The organism is Spirochaetota bacterium (assembly GCA_038043445.1).
GTDB lineage: Bacteria > Spirochaetota > Brachyspiria > Brachyspirales > JACRPF01 > JBBTBY01.
On the sequence record JBBTBY010000072.1, the window covers coordinates 70,359 to 83,780 of the forward strand.

12 protein-coding genes and 1 tRNA gene are annotated in these 13,422 nt (G+C 55.4%); 4 read left to right on the forward strand and 9 right to left on the reverse strand.

Features of this window, described 5'->3' with window-relative positions:
- Positions 1-85: 85 nt before the first annotated feature.
- From AABZ39_11570 to AABZ39_11600, 7 genes are all read right to left on the reverse strand, one after another.
- Positions 86-1,105 (reverse strand): diguanylate cyclase, encoded by a 1,020-nt coding sequence (locus AABZ39_11570; GenBank protein ID MEK6795411.1) that lies wholly within the window; start codon positions 1,103-1,105, stop codon positions 86-88.
- A gap of 107 nt (positions 1,106-1,212) precedes the next feature.
- Complete coding sequence (locus AABZ39_11575) at positions 1,213-2,001, reverse strand: glycosyltransferase family 2 protein (protein ID MEK6795412.1); 789 nt, start codon at positions 1,999-2,001, stop codon at positions 1,213-1,215.
- A 4-nt stretch (positions 2,002-2,005) separates the two neighbouring features.
- A complete protein-coding gene (locus AABZ39_11580; GenBank protein MEK6795413.1) occupies positions 2,006-3,229 on the reverse strand; it encodes an MFS transporter in 1,224 nt (407 codons plus the stop codon).
- A gap of 7 nt (positions 3,230-3,236) precedes the next feature.
- Complete coding sequence (gene guaA, locus AABZ39_11585) at positions 3,237-4,766, reverse strand: glutamine-hydrolyzing GMP synthase (protein MEK6795414.1); 1,530 nt, start codon at positions 4,764-4,766, stop codon at positions 3,237-3,239.
- A gap of 77 nt (positions 4,767-4,843) precedes the next feature.
- Positions 4,844-5,326: a peptidylprolyl isomerase gene (locus tag AABZ39_11590; protein MEK6795415.1), complete on the reverse strand. Its 483-nt coding sequence runs from the start codon at positions 5,324-5,326 to the stop codon at positions 4,844-4,846.
- A 166-nt stretch (positions 5,327-5,492) separates the two neighbouring features.
- Complete coding sequence (locus AABZ39_11595) at positions 5,493-6,893, reverse strand: hypothetical protein (GenBank protein MEK6795416.1); 1,401 nt, start codon at positions 6,891-6,893, stop codon at positions 5,493-5,495.
- 3 nt (positions 6,894-6,896) lie between these two features.
- Entirely contained in the window at positions 6,897-7,511 is a 615-nt protein-coding gene (locus AABZ39_11600; GenBank protein ID MEK6795417.1) for a hypothetical protein, read from the reverse strand.
- A gap of 448 nt (positions 7,512-7,959) precedes the next feature.
- Between AABZ39_11600 and AABZ39_11605 the strand changes: the two genes are divergently transcribed.
- From AABZ39_11605 to AABZ39_11620, 4 genes are all read left to right on the forward strand, one after another.
- On the forward strand, positions 7,960-8,337 hold the full coding sequence (locus AABZ39_11605; protein ID MEK6795418.1) for a GxxExxY protein: 378 nt from the start codon (positions 7,960-7,962) through the stop codon (positions 8,335-8,337).
- A 609-nt stretch (positions 8,338-8,946) separates the two neighbouring features.
- Positions 8,947-9,034 (forward strand) — tRNA-Ser (locus AABZ39_11610).
- 26 nt (positions 9,035-9,060) lie between these two features.
- Entirely contained in the window at positions 9,061-9,672 is a 612-nt protein-coding gene (locus tag AABZ39_11615) for a flagellar biosynthetic protein FliO (protein ID MEK6795419.1), read from the forward strand.
- A gap of 3 nt (positions 9,673-9,675) precedes the next feature.
- Positions 9,676-11,832 (forward strand): transglycosylase domain-containing protein, encoded by a 2,157-nt coding sequence (locus AABZ39_11620; protein MEK6795420.1) that lies wholly within the window; start codon positions 9,676-9,678, stop codon positions 11,830-11,832.
- Here AABZ39_11620 and AABZ39_11625 read toward each other — a convergent pair.
- The gene (locus AABZ39_11625; GenBank protein ID MEK6795421.1) at positions 11,829-12,521 is read right to left on the reverse strand and encodes a glycosyltransferase family 2 protein; all 693 of its coding nucleotides are present in this window, start codon (positions 12,519-12,521) and stop codon (positions 11,829-11,831) included. The two genes, AABZ39_11620 and AABZ39_11625, sit on opposite strands and share 4 nt — an antisense overlap.
- 102 nt (positions 12,522-12,623) lie before the next feature.
- Entirely contained in the window at positions 12,624-13,280 is a 657-nt protein-coding gene (locus tag AABZ39_11630; GenBank protein MEK6795422.1) for a hypothetical protein, read from the reverse strand.
- Positions 13,281-13,422 lie beyond the last annotated feature (142 nt).

Consider the following 13,422-nt stretch of genomic DNA (forward strand, 5'->3'; position numbering starts at 1 on the left):
GTCGAGTATACTATCGGGAAAATCTTATTGCAAGTCCGGCCCGTATCCTGTACGTGATAACACAGTGAAGTCCCGCTTCGCCATGCTATATCTTATAATTGAGGATGATGCCGCCGCCCTTCTTGCGTGCATGCTCGAGACATTCCTGCGCACGATTGACAAGCGCCATCGTCTCCTCGTACACGTTCACCGCGAGAAAACATTCGGCCGCGCCGACGCTTACGCTGATCGGGCAGATATCCTTCCCATCCTTCTCTATCCCGTACTTGGTGCGCTCACAGGTATAGAAGAGCGAGTTCTGCGCCATGTTCGATATGTAGATAATGAAACGATCATGATCATACCGCGCGATAAGATCGGCACGCCGCACATTCGTCCTCAGGTACTTCGCAACGAAAAGGAGCATCCTGCTTATTGTCCGATAGTCGTCTTTGGGCGAAGCTGCCGCGAGATTATCGAGCGATACGAGTATGATGCCCACGTTGAATCGGTTGCGCTGCGCAAGGAACGTAAGCGGTATTATCGTCTGCAGGAACCCCTTCTTGTTGAAGAGGCCGGTCAGCGGGTCATAGGGCTGACTCACCGCAACGGTAATGCTCTGCCGAAGAAGATCACCCGCGATATCGCCGATGAGCCCCATGGCGGGCGTCGACGTATGCTCGCGCCAGACATCGATGAAATGCACGAGGTGATTGAGATAGTCATGTTCTGCGGAGATATTGCGGAACGCCGAGTAGAAAAAATTAACGAGCGTCGCGACACCGGGCTTCAGCACATAGAGCTCATAGCGCGCAGCGGCGACAAAATCCTCTTCGATCGTGCCGTTGCTCTGTGCCTCTTCACGGATGCGCGCGGCCGTTCGCTCCATATCCGCCGCAAGCTCATCAAGATGCTCTATCGGACGTCCCAGTTCTATCTTCGTAATGATGTCGGCCGTATAATCCCAATACGCTATCATCGCCTCCTTGTGCTCGCCCATTCGATGCCAGAGCACCTTGAGCGCACCGTCACTTCGGGCGTTCAAGGAGGTATAATACGAGAGCGCCGCGGAATCGATGGCGCGGCATGATGCGATGACCGATGTCAGGAGTGCAATATCGTTCACGACCGTTCCTTGCGTTCTTTCACGCATTCCCTTGGATGTTTTTTATTGTACGCGGATGATGCGAAAAAAGCAAGAGAAACGCCGGAACAATACCGCCGCTTCCGGTATTACCGTTTCGGCAGAATGCCGGCGTCCGCATCGCGGCCCATCTCAAGGAGAAGCCGCCGCACCTGCGTGAAGAATTCGAGCATGGACATATACGCCGAAAGGACGAAGCCCTCCCAGCCGTCACGATAACCCCTGCGCTCGATATAGAAGCGGATGAAAAGCTTCATCGGCTCGATGAGGGAGAATTTGATGAGCCGCCATTTCGTCACCCTCACACGGCCCTTGAATTTCCCCCGCGCTGCGAGCGATGAATACATCATCGTCTTTCGAAGGACGCTGTCGACATCGGGATATGAATGATGGAGCAGTGCCCCGCTCACGACACCACTCGACCCGGTATGACGCATGGTCTCATGCAGCTCGCCCTCGTAGATCACGGTTCCCCGCCTGAAGAGCCGCCGCTGCTGTATCTTCCACCCGCAATTATCGATGTAACGACCGAGGAATGAGGAACGAATGCCGAGAACATAGCCGTCCTTGCCGTCGGGATCGCCGCTGAGCACGTGCTTGATCGATGAAGCAAGCGTATCATCGACAGCCTCATCGGCATCGAGCATGAGTATCCACTCGGAACGAGCCTTCTTCACGGCGAAATTCTTCTGATCGCTGAACGAGGTGAATTTCCGGCGGATCACTTTCGCACCGTGCTTCCGTGCGACGGGAACGGTCCTATCCGTGCTGAAGTCATCGACAACGATGATCTCATCGCACCAGGACACGCTCGCAAGCGTCCGCGGGAGGTTCTTCTCCTCGTTCTTCGTTATCATGCATACACTGATGCTGTCCATCATCTTACTCCATCGGCACCGGCACGCCGCGTCCTGAACGTTTCTTCATCACTGGTATAACATGCTTCAAGCGATAGAGTGCAATGACCATCGCCGTGAAACCGAGGCATATCACCTGCGCAAGGAACGTGGTTCGGATATCGTATGCGATCGCTACCGCGCTCCCGGCGATCGGTGCCGCAAAGAATCCAAGCGACCCGACCGTCGTAAGCATGCCGAAGACCATACCCCGCTGTGACGGGCTCGTCGTGCCGCCGATGAACGACTGCAGTATCGGCTCCGATCCGCCGGCAAAATATCCCGCTAAGACAAAGAACACCGCGAAGAACAGAAGATCTCCGGTCACAAAAAGCGGAGCGACCGCGAGTGCACCGAGAGCGAGCGCCCCCATGAGCACACCAAGCTTTTCAACCCTGTCAGCAAGCCGCACAATGGATATGCCCGCGAGCGCGATGATGATGCTCCTCACTGCAAGGATGATCCCGGTCATCCCCGAGGGGTCCTTAACGCCCGCCACTTCCTCGATCCTGAGCGCCGTGAACGGCATCGCTATCGATATGCTGAAACGCACGAAGAATATCGTGATGAGCGCAAAGATGAACGTCCGGTTGAGGAGCAGCGTCATATCCCTGAACGAAGCCGCTTTCACCCGCGCATCGGGACGATCCTCTTTGATGAGCGTTAGCGCAAGCACGAATGCAACGCCGACGAATGCCGTACTCATGAAGAATGTACCGCGGTAACCGATGATATGCGCGAAGTAGCCGCCTATCATCGGACCTATCGACATGCCAATGAAGGTCGCCGTCGAGAGGACGCCCAAGGCATAGGACAGCCGTTCTTTCGGCGTGGAGGCGGAGACGAGCACCGCGGCGGCAGCGATGGAGCCGGTAAAGAGCCCTTGCACGAAGCGCAGTACCGTAAAGGCCTGGACGTTCGGCGCAAAACCCATACAGAACGATACGATAGCCCCGGCGAGCGTCGCCCGCAGCAGCATGACCTTGCGCCCATGCCGGTCGGAGAGAACGCCCCAGACAGGCGCTGTTATCGCAGCGGCGATGGAGAGCGCCGCGGTAGCAACACCCACCCAGAATTTTATCGCATTCGCATCGGTCACACCGAGCGTACGGATATAGAACGGAAGAAAAGGCATGGATATGGAGAACCCGGTGATGGTGAATATCTGTGTGAACCAGGTGGCGAAAAGGTTCCGCTTCCAACTCGTCACGAGACGGCTATTCCCACTCTATCGTCGACGGCGGCTTCGATGATATATCATACACGACGCGATTGATGCCTTTCACTTCATTGACGATACGGTTCGATATGCGCGCAAGCACATCATGATCGATCTTCACCCAGTCGGCCGTCATCGCATCGAGGCTTTCGACGATGCGAAGGGCCGCCACCTGCGAGTAGGTACGCTCATCGCCCATGACTCCGACCGTGCGTATCGGGAGCAGCACGGCGAACGCCTGCCACACTTTGCCGTACCATCCGCTCTTCTTTATCTCTTCGACGACGATGGCGTCCGCATCGCGAAGAAGCGCCAGGCGTTCCTTCGTCACCTCGCCAATGATGCGCACCGCAAGCCCCGGACCGGGGAACGGATGACGGTTGACTATCTCATCGGGAACGGAAAGCTGACGGCCGATCTCACGGACCTCGTCCTTGAAGAGCTCGGCGAACGGCTCAACGATCTTTCCTTCCTTCTGGAGCTTCAGTATCTCATCGACGCGATTGTGATGCGTCTTTATCTTATCGGAGGGGCCCTTCGTCGAAACGCTTTCGATAACGTCGGGGTAGAGCGTTCCCTGCGCGAGAAAATCTATCTTCCCCGCCTTCTTGAAGAATTCCTCGACGAAAAGCCTCCCTATGATCTTGCGCTTCTTCTCGGGATTCGTGACGCCTTTGAGCGATGCGAGGAATCGCTTCCCCGCATCGACGAAAATGAGATCGATATCGAAGCTTTTCTTGAAACGCGCACGCACCTGATCCGCCTCATCCCTGCGCAAAAGTCCATTGTCGATGAATATCGGTTTCAGCCTGTCGCCGACCGCCTTATGGAGCAGCACCGCAAGCACCGACGAATCGACGCCGCCGGAAAGGCCGAGTATGATCTTCTTGTCGCCGCACAATTCGCGGACCTCGCGCACCTTGTTCTCGATGAACGACGCCATGGTCCAGTTCTCGCGGCAGCCGCACATGGTCACGAAATTACGCAGCATCGCAGTCCCATGCACGGTATGGACCACTTCCGGATGGAACTGCACGCCGTAGATACGGCGCTTCTCGTCGGCCATAGCGGCTGTCGAATTCTCCGTTTTTGCCGTCACGGTAAAACCAGGCGCAAGGGAAACGACCTTGTCCGAATGGCTCATCCAGACCTTCTGCGAAGCATCAAGCCCGGCAAAGAAAGCCCCGGGTGATGACACCGTCATCACCGCATGACCATACTCGCGGCGCTCGCCGCGCTCGACCTTGCCGCCGAACAGGTTCGTGATCAGCTGCATGCCGTAGCAGATGCCGAGCACCGGGATGTCAAGATCGAAAATATCCCTCGAGATGCGCGGGGCGCTCTTATCGTACACGCTCGATGGTCCGCCGGAAAGTATGATGCCCTTGGGAGCGAACGCGCGTATCTTCTCAATGGGATATGAGAACGGCACGATCTCGGAATACACCGAAAGCGAACGGATGCGCCGGGCGATAAGCTGCGTCACCTGCGATCCGAAATCGAGCACTAATATCCTGTCGAATTCCATCGGCCCACCCTCACTTCATACCGTCGTAAAACAAAAACGCCCCCGTTTGAACGGGGGGCGTTTTTGTGTAAGCATCGTTACTTCACGTCTTTCAGGGACACCTTCATTTCAATACGCTGCAGCGGATTATCGTTCTGGTCTCGCTTGACGGCAACGATTGCATCAGCTACTTCCATGCCCTTGATGACCTCACCCCATACCGTGTACTGGCGGTCGAGGCCGCTGACCGATGGATTACTCGCTACACAGATGAAGAACTGTGAGCCCGCAGAGTTCGGGTTCTGCGAACGCGCCATACTGCAGACGCCGCGTTTATGAGGCACATCGTTGAATTCGGCGGGGATAGTGAATCCCGGGCCGCCCATGCCGTGCATTGCGCGATTTTGGCTCTTGGAATTCGGATCGCCGCCCTGTATCATGAAACCGGGAATGACGCGATGGAATGTCGTCCCATTATAAAAGCCCTCGCCCGTGAGCTTTTGTATCGCCTCAACATGCTTCGGCGCTTTGTTCGGATAGAATTTTATCTCTATACTCCCGAACGATGTTTCGATCACCATGATCTTCTCTGTTGTCACGTTCTTTCCTTTGTTATTATTTTTCGCCGCATCCGCGCATGTCGAAACAGCGGCGAATGCGAAGCACACGACCAGGAACAATGATGCTCGTTTCACGGTACAACTCCTTCCAGCTAATGTCCCCGGGGCAGCGCCTCGGGGCACGTCATCAATATCTCGCCCCCGGCATGCGCGTCGGTTCCTTAGGCTTCGTTTCCTTCGCCGGGAGAGCATCCCCCGCCTTCGGGTCCGCCGCCTTCGTTTCCGGCTTCTTCTCCACCTTCGGTACTTTCACTTCCGGTTTCTTTTCCGTCTTCTTTTCGACATGCGGAGGTACCGGCGTTACATTCGCACGTACCGGGCCCGGGTAAAGGGATTGATTATACGGCGCATAGCGCTTGTTCGGATCGTACGTCCCCTCTCGCTTCTCACCTTTCAAACTGGGGAGCATGAACACCTGTCCGGGGAATATGAGGTCCGGGTTGTCCGGGTACTTGAGCGAATCGCGGTTCGCATTGTAGAGCACATGCCAGTACGCGCCGTTCTTGTACACGAAATCGTATTCGGCGATGCGCCACAGGCAGTCGCGGCGCTTCGGTATGAGCCGCACCTTGTAATACTTCGGGAGTATAGCCCCGCCGCCGATACGGTCGAGAACGGCGAGCGCATCCTTCGAGAACTTGATGCAATCGTCGTAATTCTCCTTATCGAGGGCCGTCTTCGCATTATCGATATGTCCCGAAGCCTCCTGTATCTCCTGAGGCTTTTCGGTACCAAGCTTGCTCTGTTTCGCCCCGTCAAGTGCAGCGGACGCGAGCGAGAATATCTTTTCCGCTTCGTCGCGCTTTCGTATCGTATCGGTAAGGTCGACCGCGGCACGGGCCTTGCTGTCGGCGGTCTCATAGTCCTTCGCCTTGAACGCCGCCTCGGCATCGGTGATGAACGCAAGTATCGACTTGTCATCCTCGTCGCCGGTCTTGATGAGCCTGTCGCGTATCAAAGCGGCACGATTCGCCTTCGCTTTCATTATGAGCCCGGGGAATGCGGCCTTCAATGCCATCTGCCGCTCCCATGCGCGTATCGCATCATTCGCTTCTATGGCCTTGCCGGCGGCATTGCTGTACTGGCCGATAGCCTGCTCGTAGGTGTTCGATATGGAAGGCCAGCCGGCAAGCGATTCTCCTGAGGCCGACATATCATTCCCCTCGCGGTAATAATTCGTGGCCATGGTGAACTGCGTCTTGCCGATACTGTTCGTCGCGGCGCCCTTCTGCGTCGCATAGCGGATCTGTTCTTCCGCACGGTTCTTCCAGGAATTGGCGCGGTATTTCACGAACATGATAAGCGTACTTTCCTGCGCCTTCTTCGCGAACTCCTTCGCTTTCTGCGAATTCGCATAGCCCGAGTCATAATCACCGCGGTCGAAATCCGCCTTCGCCTTGTTCTGATGATCCTGCGCCTGCCGGTAATCCTCGTTCTTCTGGAGGAATTCCTGCATCGACTGGGCGGCGAGATACGTGGCCGACGCCGCACAGATGAGAGAAACGATAACGGTTAGTGTGCGTTTCATCGGTTACTCCGTTTTTGCTGAATTCTTTTCTTCGGCCTGTAATCGCTCTATTTCTTTGGCCGTCGCCTCGATGCCCGCGAGGTCCTTGTCCGTCGATCGTATGGCTGTATCGGCCTTGGTCCTTTTTTCCTTCGCTTTTTTAGCGACCACTTGGAATTTCTTCTTTGATTCCTGAAGGAGATCGATGGCCTTGGCATAATTCGTCTCGGATTTGGCTTTGAGCGCCGCATCGTACAGCGCCTGCGCCTCGTCGTATTCGGTCTTTACCGCAACGCTCGCCTTGATATCATCGGCCTGTTTCTTCGGCTGATCCGCCTCTTTCTTGGAGTCGGCCGTAGCAGCCGGAAAACCCTTATCCATGACCAATTGATAGTTCGATAATGCCTTATCGAGCGATTCCTTCGATTTGCCGTTGTCGTTGCTGTAGTATCCCTTGCCGGCAGTATAATTCGTCTCGGCGGCGATGAATTCGTTCGATGCGTACTTGTCAAGCTTGTACTTCTTAAGCGTATTTCGCCGCTCATTCGCGAGCGAAAATTCCTTTTCCGGGAGCGCCGCACAGGCGATCATAAGCCCGATAAGGGCAAGCCCGGATAGCATTGCGAGAGTGTATTTCATTCTCTCCTCCTCACGCCTATGACGTAAACATAATCCTATCACTCGCGCGCTGAAATGTCAAGAGAAAGACACACTTCCCGCAGGTGAGCTGGCTCCAAACCAGCCGAACCATCGTACACGCAACGCTTAATGAACCGGCGTATGGGTGTCACCCTTCAGGGCTGCGCTTAGGTTGTTGGAATGAAACGAAGATATATCTCGCAGAGGCGCGGAGGGCGCAGAGAAGAAACTCCTTTTTCTTAAATGTACGCACTCACTCGTCCGATCGGCGCAAGTCGGCATCCATGCCTCGCACCGACTGACACGTCCATGTGTCACGGTCAAGTGTAAAAACCACACGCGCCCTTGACCGTAGCGCAGGATGCGCGAGTGATCACGATCCATGGATGGCGATTTGTGCGACGCAAACTCGTTCGTGAGTATGGGAAAAAGAAAAAGGAGTTTCCCCATGAATCACAACGAAATATCAGGAATAATCATTCAGAAGGCTACCACAATCCATCAATCGCTTGGCCCCGGGCTGCTAGAATCCGTTTATAAAAACATTCTCATCCATGAGTTGCTTGCCTGCGGCTTACACGCCGAGCCGGAAGTCATGATTCCCGTAAACTACGGCGGCAAAGTGTTCGAGTTCGGCTTCCGCGCAGACATTATCGTAGAAAATAAAATCATCATAGAAGTTAAGTCTGTAGAGAACGTACAGGCAATGCATATGAAACAGCTGCTCACATATCTCAAGCTGACCAAACTTAGACTCGGCCTGCTCCTTAACTTCAACACCGTTCTTCTCAAAGACGGCATAATCCGCATTGTAAACGGTCTGTAAAACAGCTATCACGTCGTCACGTAACATTCTTCTTCCTAATTCTCTGCGTCTCTGCGTGATATCTCTTCTCTTCGTCTTGCTTCCCGTCGCGGCTTCCTAGCGGCTATGCCGCCAGCTGCGCCCATGGCCGCACGGCAGTCGTCGCGAGATGCCTCTTCCCAACATCTTTTCTCCTAAATCTTTCCGGCTCCAAGATCAAATTCGAAAAAACAGTAGGTTCCTACTCTATACGATTTCGCCCTTCCTTCGTATATTCCCACGCATGACCCGCGGAACAGTACGCACAGCGGGTGTTGAAAACGGAAAACGACAGGAGGACGCCATGAGTTCAACAATACGCGCCCACCCGTAGCGGCGACGAGGCGGTCCAAAGCGGCTTCGGACCTTGTTCGCTTCAGGTTCGCTTCAGGTTCTATCTCGGTTCGAGGGCGGAAGACGCCTCCCGGCATTGATGATGTATAATATATACACACCTGATGCCGTCGAGTATCTTCCGCGGCTTTTGAGTGAATACAAGGAGTTTTCAAATGGCCGCACACTCGGCAGAGGTATAAAAAACGCGGAATTGCGTTGACATAATCATCGTATTTGCTATAATCCCTGCGACCAGGAGAGGTAGCCTAGCTGGTTAAGGCGTCAGTTTGCTAAACTGAAGTGGATTTATTTCCACGCGCGGGTTCAAATCCCGCTCTCTCCGTATTCTGCTCCATCAAAAAGGATCACATGCATAAAGCCGCACTGTTACTCCTCGCCGCCGTCATCGTCTGCTCCGTACCGGCACACGCTGCAAAAGCGTCTGTTGCGACGAACGTACAGGCGACGAACACCGCGGCGGACACCCCGCTCTTCCTTACCGATCTCGAACGTGAGCGCTCCCCCGGGGTTTCGGGTTATTTCTGGATGGTCGTGCGTGCGCTCGTTACGATAGCGATATTCATCGGCGTACTCTATTTCATTTTTCTGTATCTGAAACGCCGATCGAACCAGCTCGGTCATTTCAATACGCTCGTCAAGGTTCTCGGGCTTACCCTTGTTGCGCCCAACCGCTATGTCTGTGTCATCGAGGTGGCCGAGGAGATATTCCTGCTCGGTGTCAGCGAGCACAATGTCAGCATCATCAAGGAGATAACCGAAAAGCACGCGAAGGACGCAATACGCATGCAATCGTCGCTCAATCCGCTCCCCGGCGAGAGCGTTCCCGGCACGCCGTTCTCCGAGGTCATCGCCACGGTCATGGAAGCGTTCAAGGTAAAACGTGCCGATAAAAAACCCGTCGATTTCGTCAACAATATACGCGACCGCATTCGCACCCTCGGCCCGAAAAAAGATGAGTGATCTATGATGGACCGCGGACGGTTCTTCAGCATCGTAAAGCGCGTACTCGTCCCTGTCATACTTGTCGCATTCGCCGCCGTCGTCATCTACGCGATCTATTTCACCTATCTGGTGCTCACCGTACGCGGGGAATGGGAATCCCGAAAGGATGAAGCGCTCTCGAGCATAGCAGAATATCATCGCCTTATCGTGCAGGCGGCCGCTGATAAGCGCTCGTTCAATCCCGACGACCCCTTCAGCGAAATACCGCCGACGCGCATCTATGACCGCAACAATATCGTTATCGGCGAATATCTCCCGCCCAATGCCGAGATAGTATACCTCGACGAGATAAATCCCCTCCTCATCCAGGCGCTCACCATCATGGAAGACCAGCGTTTCTATCAGCATAAAGGCATCAATGTCATGCGCGTCATTTACCTCGCCGTCAAGAACGCGCTCACGTTCAGGATATCCGGCGGCGGCAGCACGATAACCCAGCAGCTCGCGAAGAACCGGCTCACGCGCTCCGAGCGGACGTTCAAGCGCAAGGTGTATGAACTTTTCGCCACCATAGAGATAGAAAAGAACTATGCGAAAGAAGATATCCTTGCCATGTACGTGAACACCGTCTATCTCGGCGAGGGCAATTACGGGTTCGATGCTGCGAGCAGATACTACTTCCAGAAGCCGCTCCGGCAATGCCGTCTCGTGGAATACGCCATTCTCGTCGGCATGCTCCCCAATCCGCGCGCGTTCTCGCCGGTGAACAACCCCCCGCGCGCGCGGAAAAAAGTGGCGCAGATACTCGCGCGTATGCGCTCGCACAAGCTCATCGACATGCAGGCGGCGGCGGGCGAGCTCACCTATTTCGACGAACACTACGGCGAAAAAATGGCCTCCTCGGTACGCGGCTCGCAGTGGAACATGAGCATCAATCTTGCGCCCTATGCAGCGGAGAAGGTCCGTCAGATCATCGAGACGTATTTCCCGCGCGAGGAGATGATCTCCTCCGGCATGAAGATATACACCACCTTCGATTATCATGAAACGGCGGCGGCGGAGCGTGCGCTCAGGGCAACGCTCGCCGGGCTCACCTCCGGGACGAACCGCTACGAAGGCGCCGTGGTGAGCATGGTCCCGCATACGGGCGCGGTGCGTGTGCTCATCGGCGGGAGCGGCTATTTCATCGAGAACGAATTGAACCGCGCGACGTCCGCCCGACGGCAGATCGGTTCGCTCATAAAGCCGTTCATCTATGCAGCGGCATTCGACGCATCGCTTCTCCCCTCGAGCACCATGGTCGACAAGGCGTACTCCTATCCCATCGACGGCGGCAGGAAGTGGACACCGAAGAATTACGACGGCACGCATGCCGGCGAGATAACGCTCGAGAAGGCGCTTACGCGTTCGGTCAACACCGTGGCAGTGCAGCTCACTAAGCAGCTCGGCATATCGTCGGTCATCGATCCGATAAAGCGCATCATCCCCGGTGTTGCCGTGCCCAACAATCTCTCGCTCGCGCTCGGCACATTGGAATTGACCCCCATGGAAGCGGCCGTCGCCTACAGCGTGTTCGCCACGTACGGCCGCTCGCCGACACCGTACTACATCGAAAAGATACTCGACCGGGGAAATGCTCCCATCGAGATCGATGCGCTTCGCCGTGCGGACGCCCGCGATACCGGCGCCTACGGTCAGGCGGCGTTCTATCTCGTCAATAGAACGCTCACCGGCGTCACGCGCGAAGGCGGCACCGGCTATTACGCGGCGAAAGCAGCAGGCTTCACCGCAACGGTCTCATCGAAAAGCGGCACGACATCGGACGCGAAGGACGCCTGGTTCGCTGTGTACACACCGGCGCTCGTATCGGTGGCATGGATTGGCAATGACGGCGGGCAGCCGCTCCCCGCCGGCACTACCGGGGGCGGTGCGGCGGCACCGGTGCTGTTCAATTATCTCGGTCAATTCATACAGTCGACGAACGAGTGGCATCGCCCGATAAGTGTCGAAGAGGTATTCCTCTGCCGCGATTCCGGTCTCTTCACGAACGGCTTCTGCACGAACGTGAACGTCATCGAAATGCTTCGCATAGAAAAGAAGTACTGCACGAACATGCATGGATACGATGCGCGGACGAATGCCGTTGGAACGGATACAAGTACGAATTCGAACCCTTAGCCGAAGACGTTATACCGGATGATGCAGTACAGGGCCCTGAACGCATCCTTTAATCCGATCTTCTTCCCTTCTTCGTACGTCCTTCCGCTGTAGGATATCCCCACTTCATAGATGCGCGCATTGAGCTTCGCCACCTTCGCCGTTATCTCCGGCTCGAACCCGAACCGATTTTCCTGTATCGTAATGCGCTTGAGTATATCGCGGCGGAACGCCTTGTAGCATGTCTCCATATCGGTAAGGTTCAGATTGGAGAACATATTCGAGGCCATGGTGAGCATCTTGTTCCCGACGGCGTGCCAGTAGTAGAGGACACGATGCGCTTCCGAGCCGATGAAACGGGAGCCGTACACGACATCCGCACGGCCGTCGACGATGGGGGCGAGCACTTTCGCTATTTCCCTGGGGTCATATTCAAGGTCGGCGTCCTGCACGATGACGATATCCCCTGTCGCCGCAGCGAACCCGCTCCGAAGCGCGGCGCCCTTGCCTTGATTCACCTCATGGTACACTACTTTCTGCACTTTGCCTTTCAGCCGTTTCTCAATGACCTGCCGGGTATTATCGCGTGAACAGTCATCGACGAGGATTATCTCCTTTTTCGCCGGCATCTTCGCAGCGCGGACATGCGACACGAGCTCCTCAAGCGTTTTCTCTTCGTTGTAGACAGGGATCACGATAGTGACGGTCATTGCGGGCTCCTTTGTCGCTGCGGGAAGTATATACTATGTCAGTATACTTTCAATATATATGCCGATTTTTGCGCGCGTTTGGAACACACGGCATGATAGTCTTCACTTTATCGCGAATACCCAGAACTGCCCTTTCGCCATCATAAAACCGCAGGGGCTGAAGCCGTCGCTTACGCGGCCGGCCATATCCTTCTCGAGCGCAGCGGCCGTCTTGTACGCGGGCATTTCATACTCATCGATGATCGGCTCCGCCCACTTCACGAACAATACTGCGGCGACACCCTCGGATTCAAGTGTGAAGCCGATCGGACAATAGCCTTTGCCTTCATAATCGTCGACAAGATTATCGAACGTCGAGCCGAGTTTTGCAGACAGAACGATCGCCTCGGTCACCGGCTCCTCGAAACGCACATAGAGCACGAAACATTGCGTCGCCGACCACGCGATATCGCACGGCGTATTCCCTTTCTTGATCTCGGCGCCGATGGCGGCGACGGCTTCGGCCGAATTCCTGTAGGTGCCGATATGCCATGCCTTGGCTTCCTTATCGGGATCGATGTCGAAGAGCACATACAGCGTTTTCGCCGTACCCTGCACTGCAAGCTCAATGCCCACCGGCGCATAGCCCTGTGTCACCATAGCATCGATCTCATCTTTTATCTTCTGCTTGCCGGGCGTGTACTGCTTCATGACGACCGGCGCGGCCGATATGCCGACAGCGAATGCCGCGAGTACCGCAAGGAACCGATATGCACGCATGGAATACTCCCGCCGCCGTTCGCGGCCAGATATCTTGTTCGTACCGTGCGCTCAGTATAATCAATCGGCATGACAATGCAAGTCAGATATCCTCTCTGCTGAGAATAGGCCCCGATGGCTGGCAAAAATCATGTTTCCATCG

Bases quoted from the DNA above. Each gene is read 5' to 3' on its own strand.
- AABZ39_11575 (MEK6795412.1), bottom strand. From the start codon at position 2,001: ATGGACAGCATCAGTGTATGCATGATAACGAAGAACGAGGAGAAGAAC.
- guaA (MEK6795414.1), bottom strand. From the start codon at position 4,766: ATGGAATTCGACAGGATATTAGTGCTCGATTTCGGATCGCAGGTGACG.
- AABZ39_11590 (MEK6795415.1), bottom strand. From the start codon at position 5,326: ATGGTGATCGAAACATCGTTCGGGAGTATAGAGATAAAATTCTATCCG.
- AABZ39_11595 (MEK6795416.1), bottom strand. From the start codon at position 6,893: ATGAAACGCACACTAACCGTTATCGTTTCTCTCATCTGTGCGGCGTCG.
- AABZ39_11600 (MEK6795417.1), bottom strand. From the start codon at position 7,511: ATGAAATACACTCTCGCAATGCTATCCGGGCTTGCCCTTATCGGGCTT.
- AABZ39_11605 (MEK6795418.1), top strand. From the start codon at position 7,960: ATGAATCACAACGAAATATCAGGAATAATCATTCAGAAGGCTACCACA.
- AABZ39_11615 (MEK6795419.1), top strand. From the start codon at position 9,061: ATGCATAAAGCCGCACTGTTACTCCTCGCCGCCGTCATCGTCTGCTCC.
- AABZ39_11620 (MEK6795420.1), top strand. From the start codon at position 9,676: ATGATGGACCGCGGACGGTTCTTCAGCATCGTAAAGCGCGTACTCGTC.
- AABZ39_11625 (MEK6795421.1), bottom strand. From the start codon at position 12,521: ATGACCGTCACTATCGTGATCCCTGTCTACAACGAAGAGAAAACGCTT.
- AABZ39_11630 (MEK6795422.1), bottom strand. From the start codon at position 13,280: ATGCGTGCATATCGGTTCCTTGCGGTACTCGCGGCATTCGCTGTCGGC.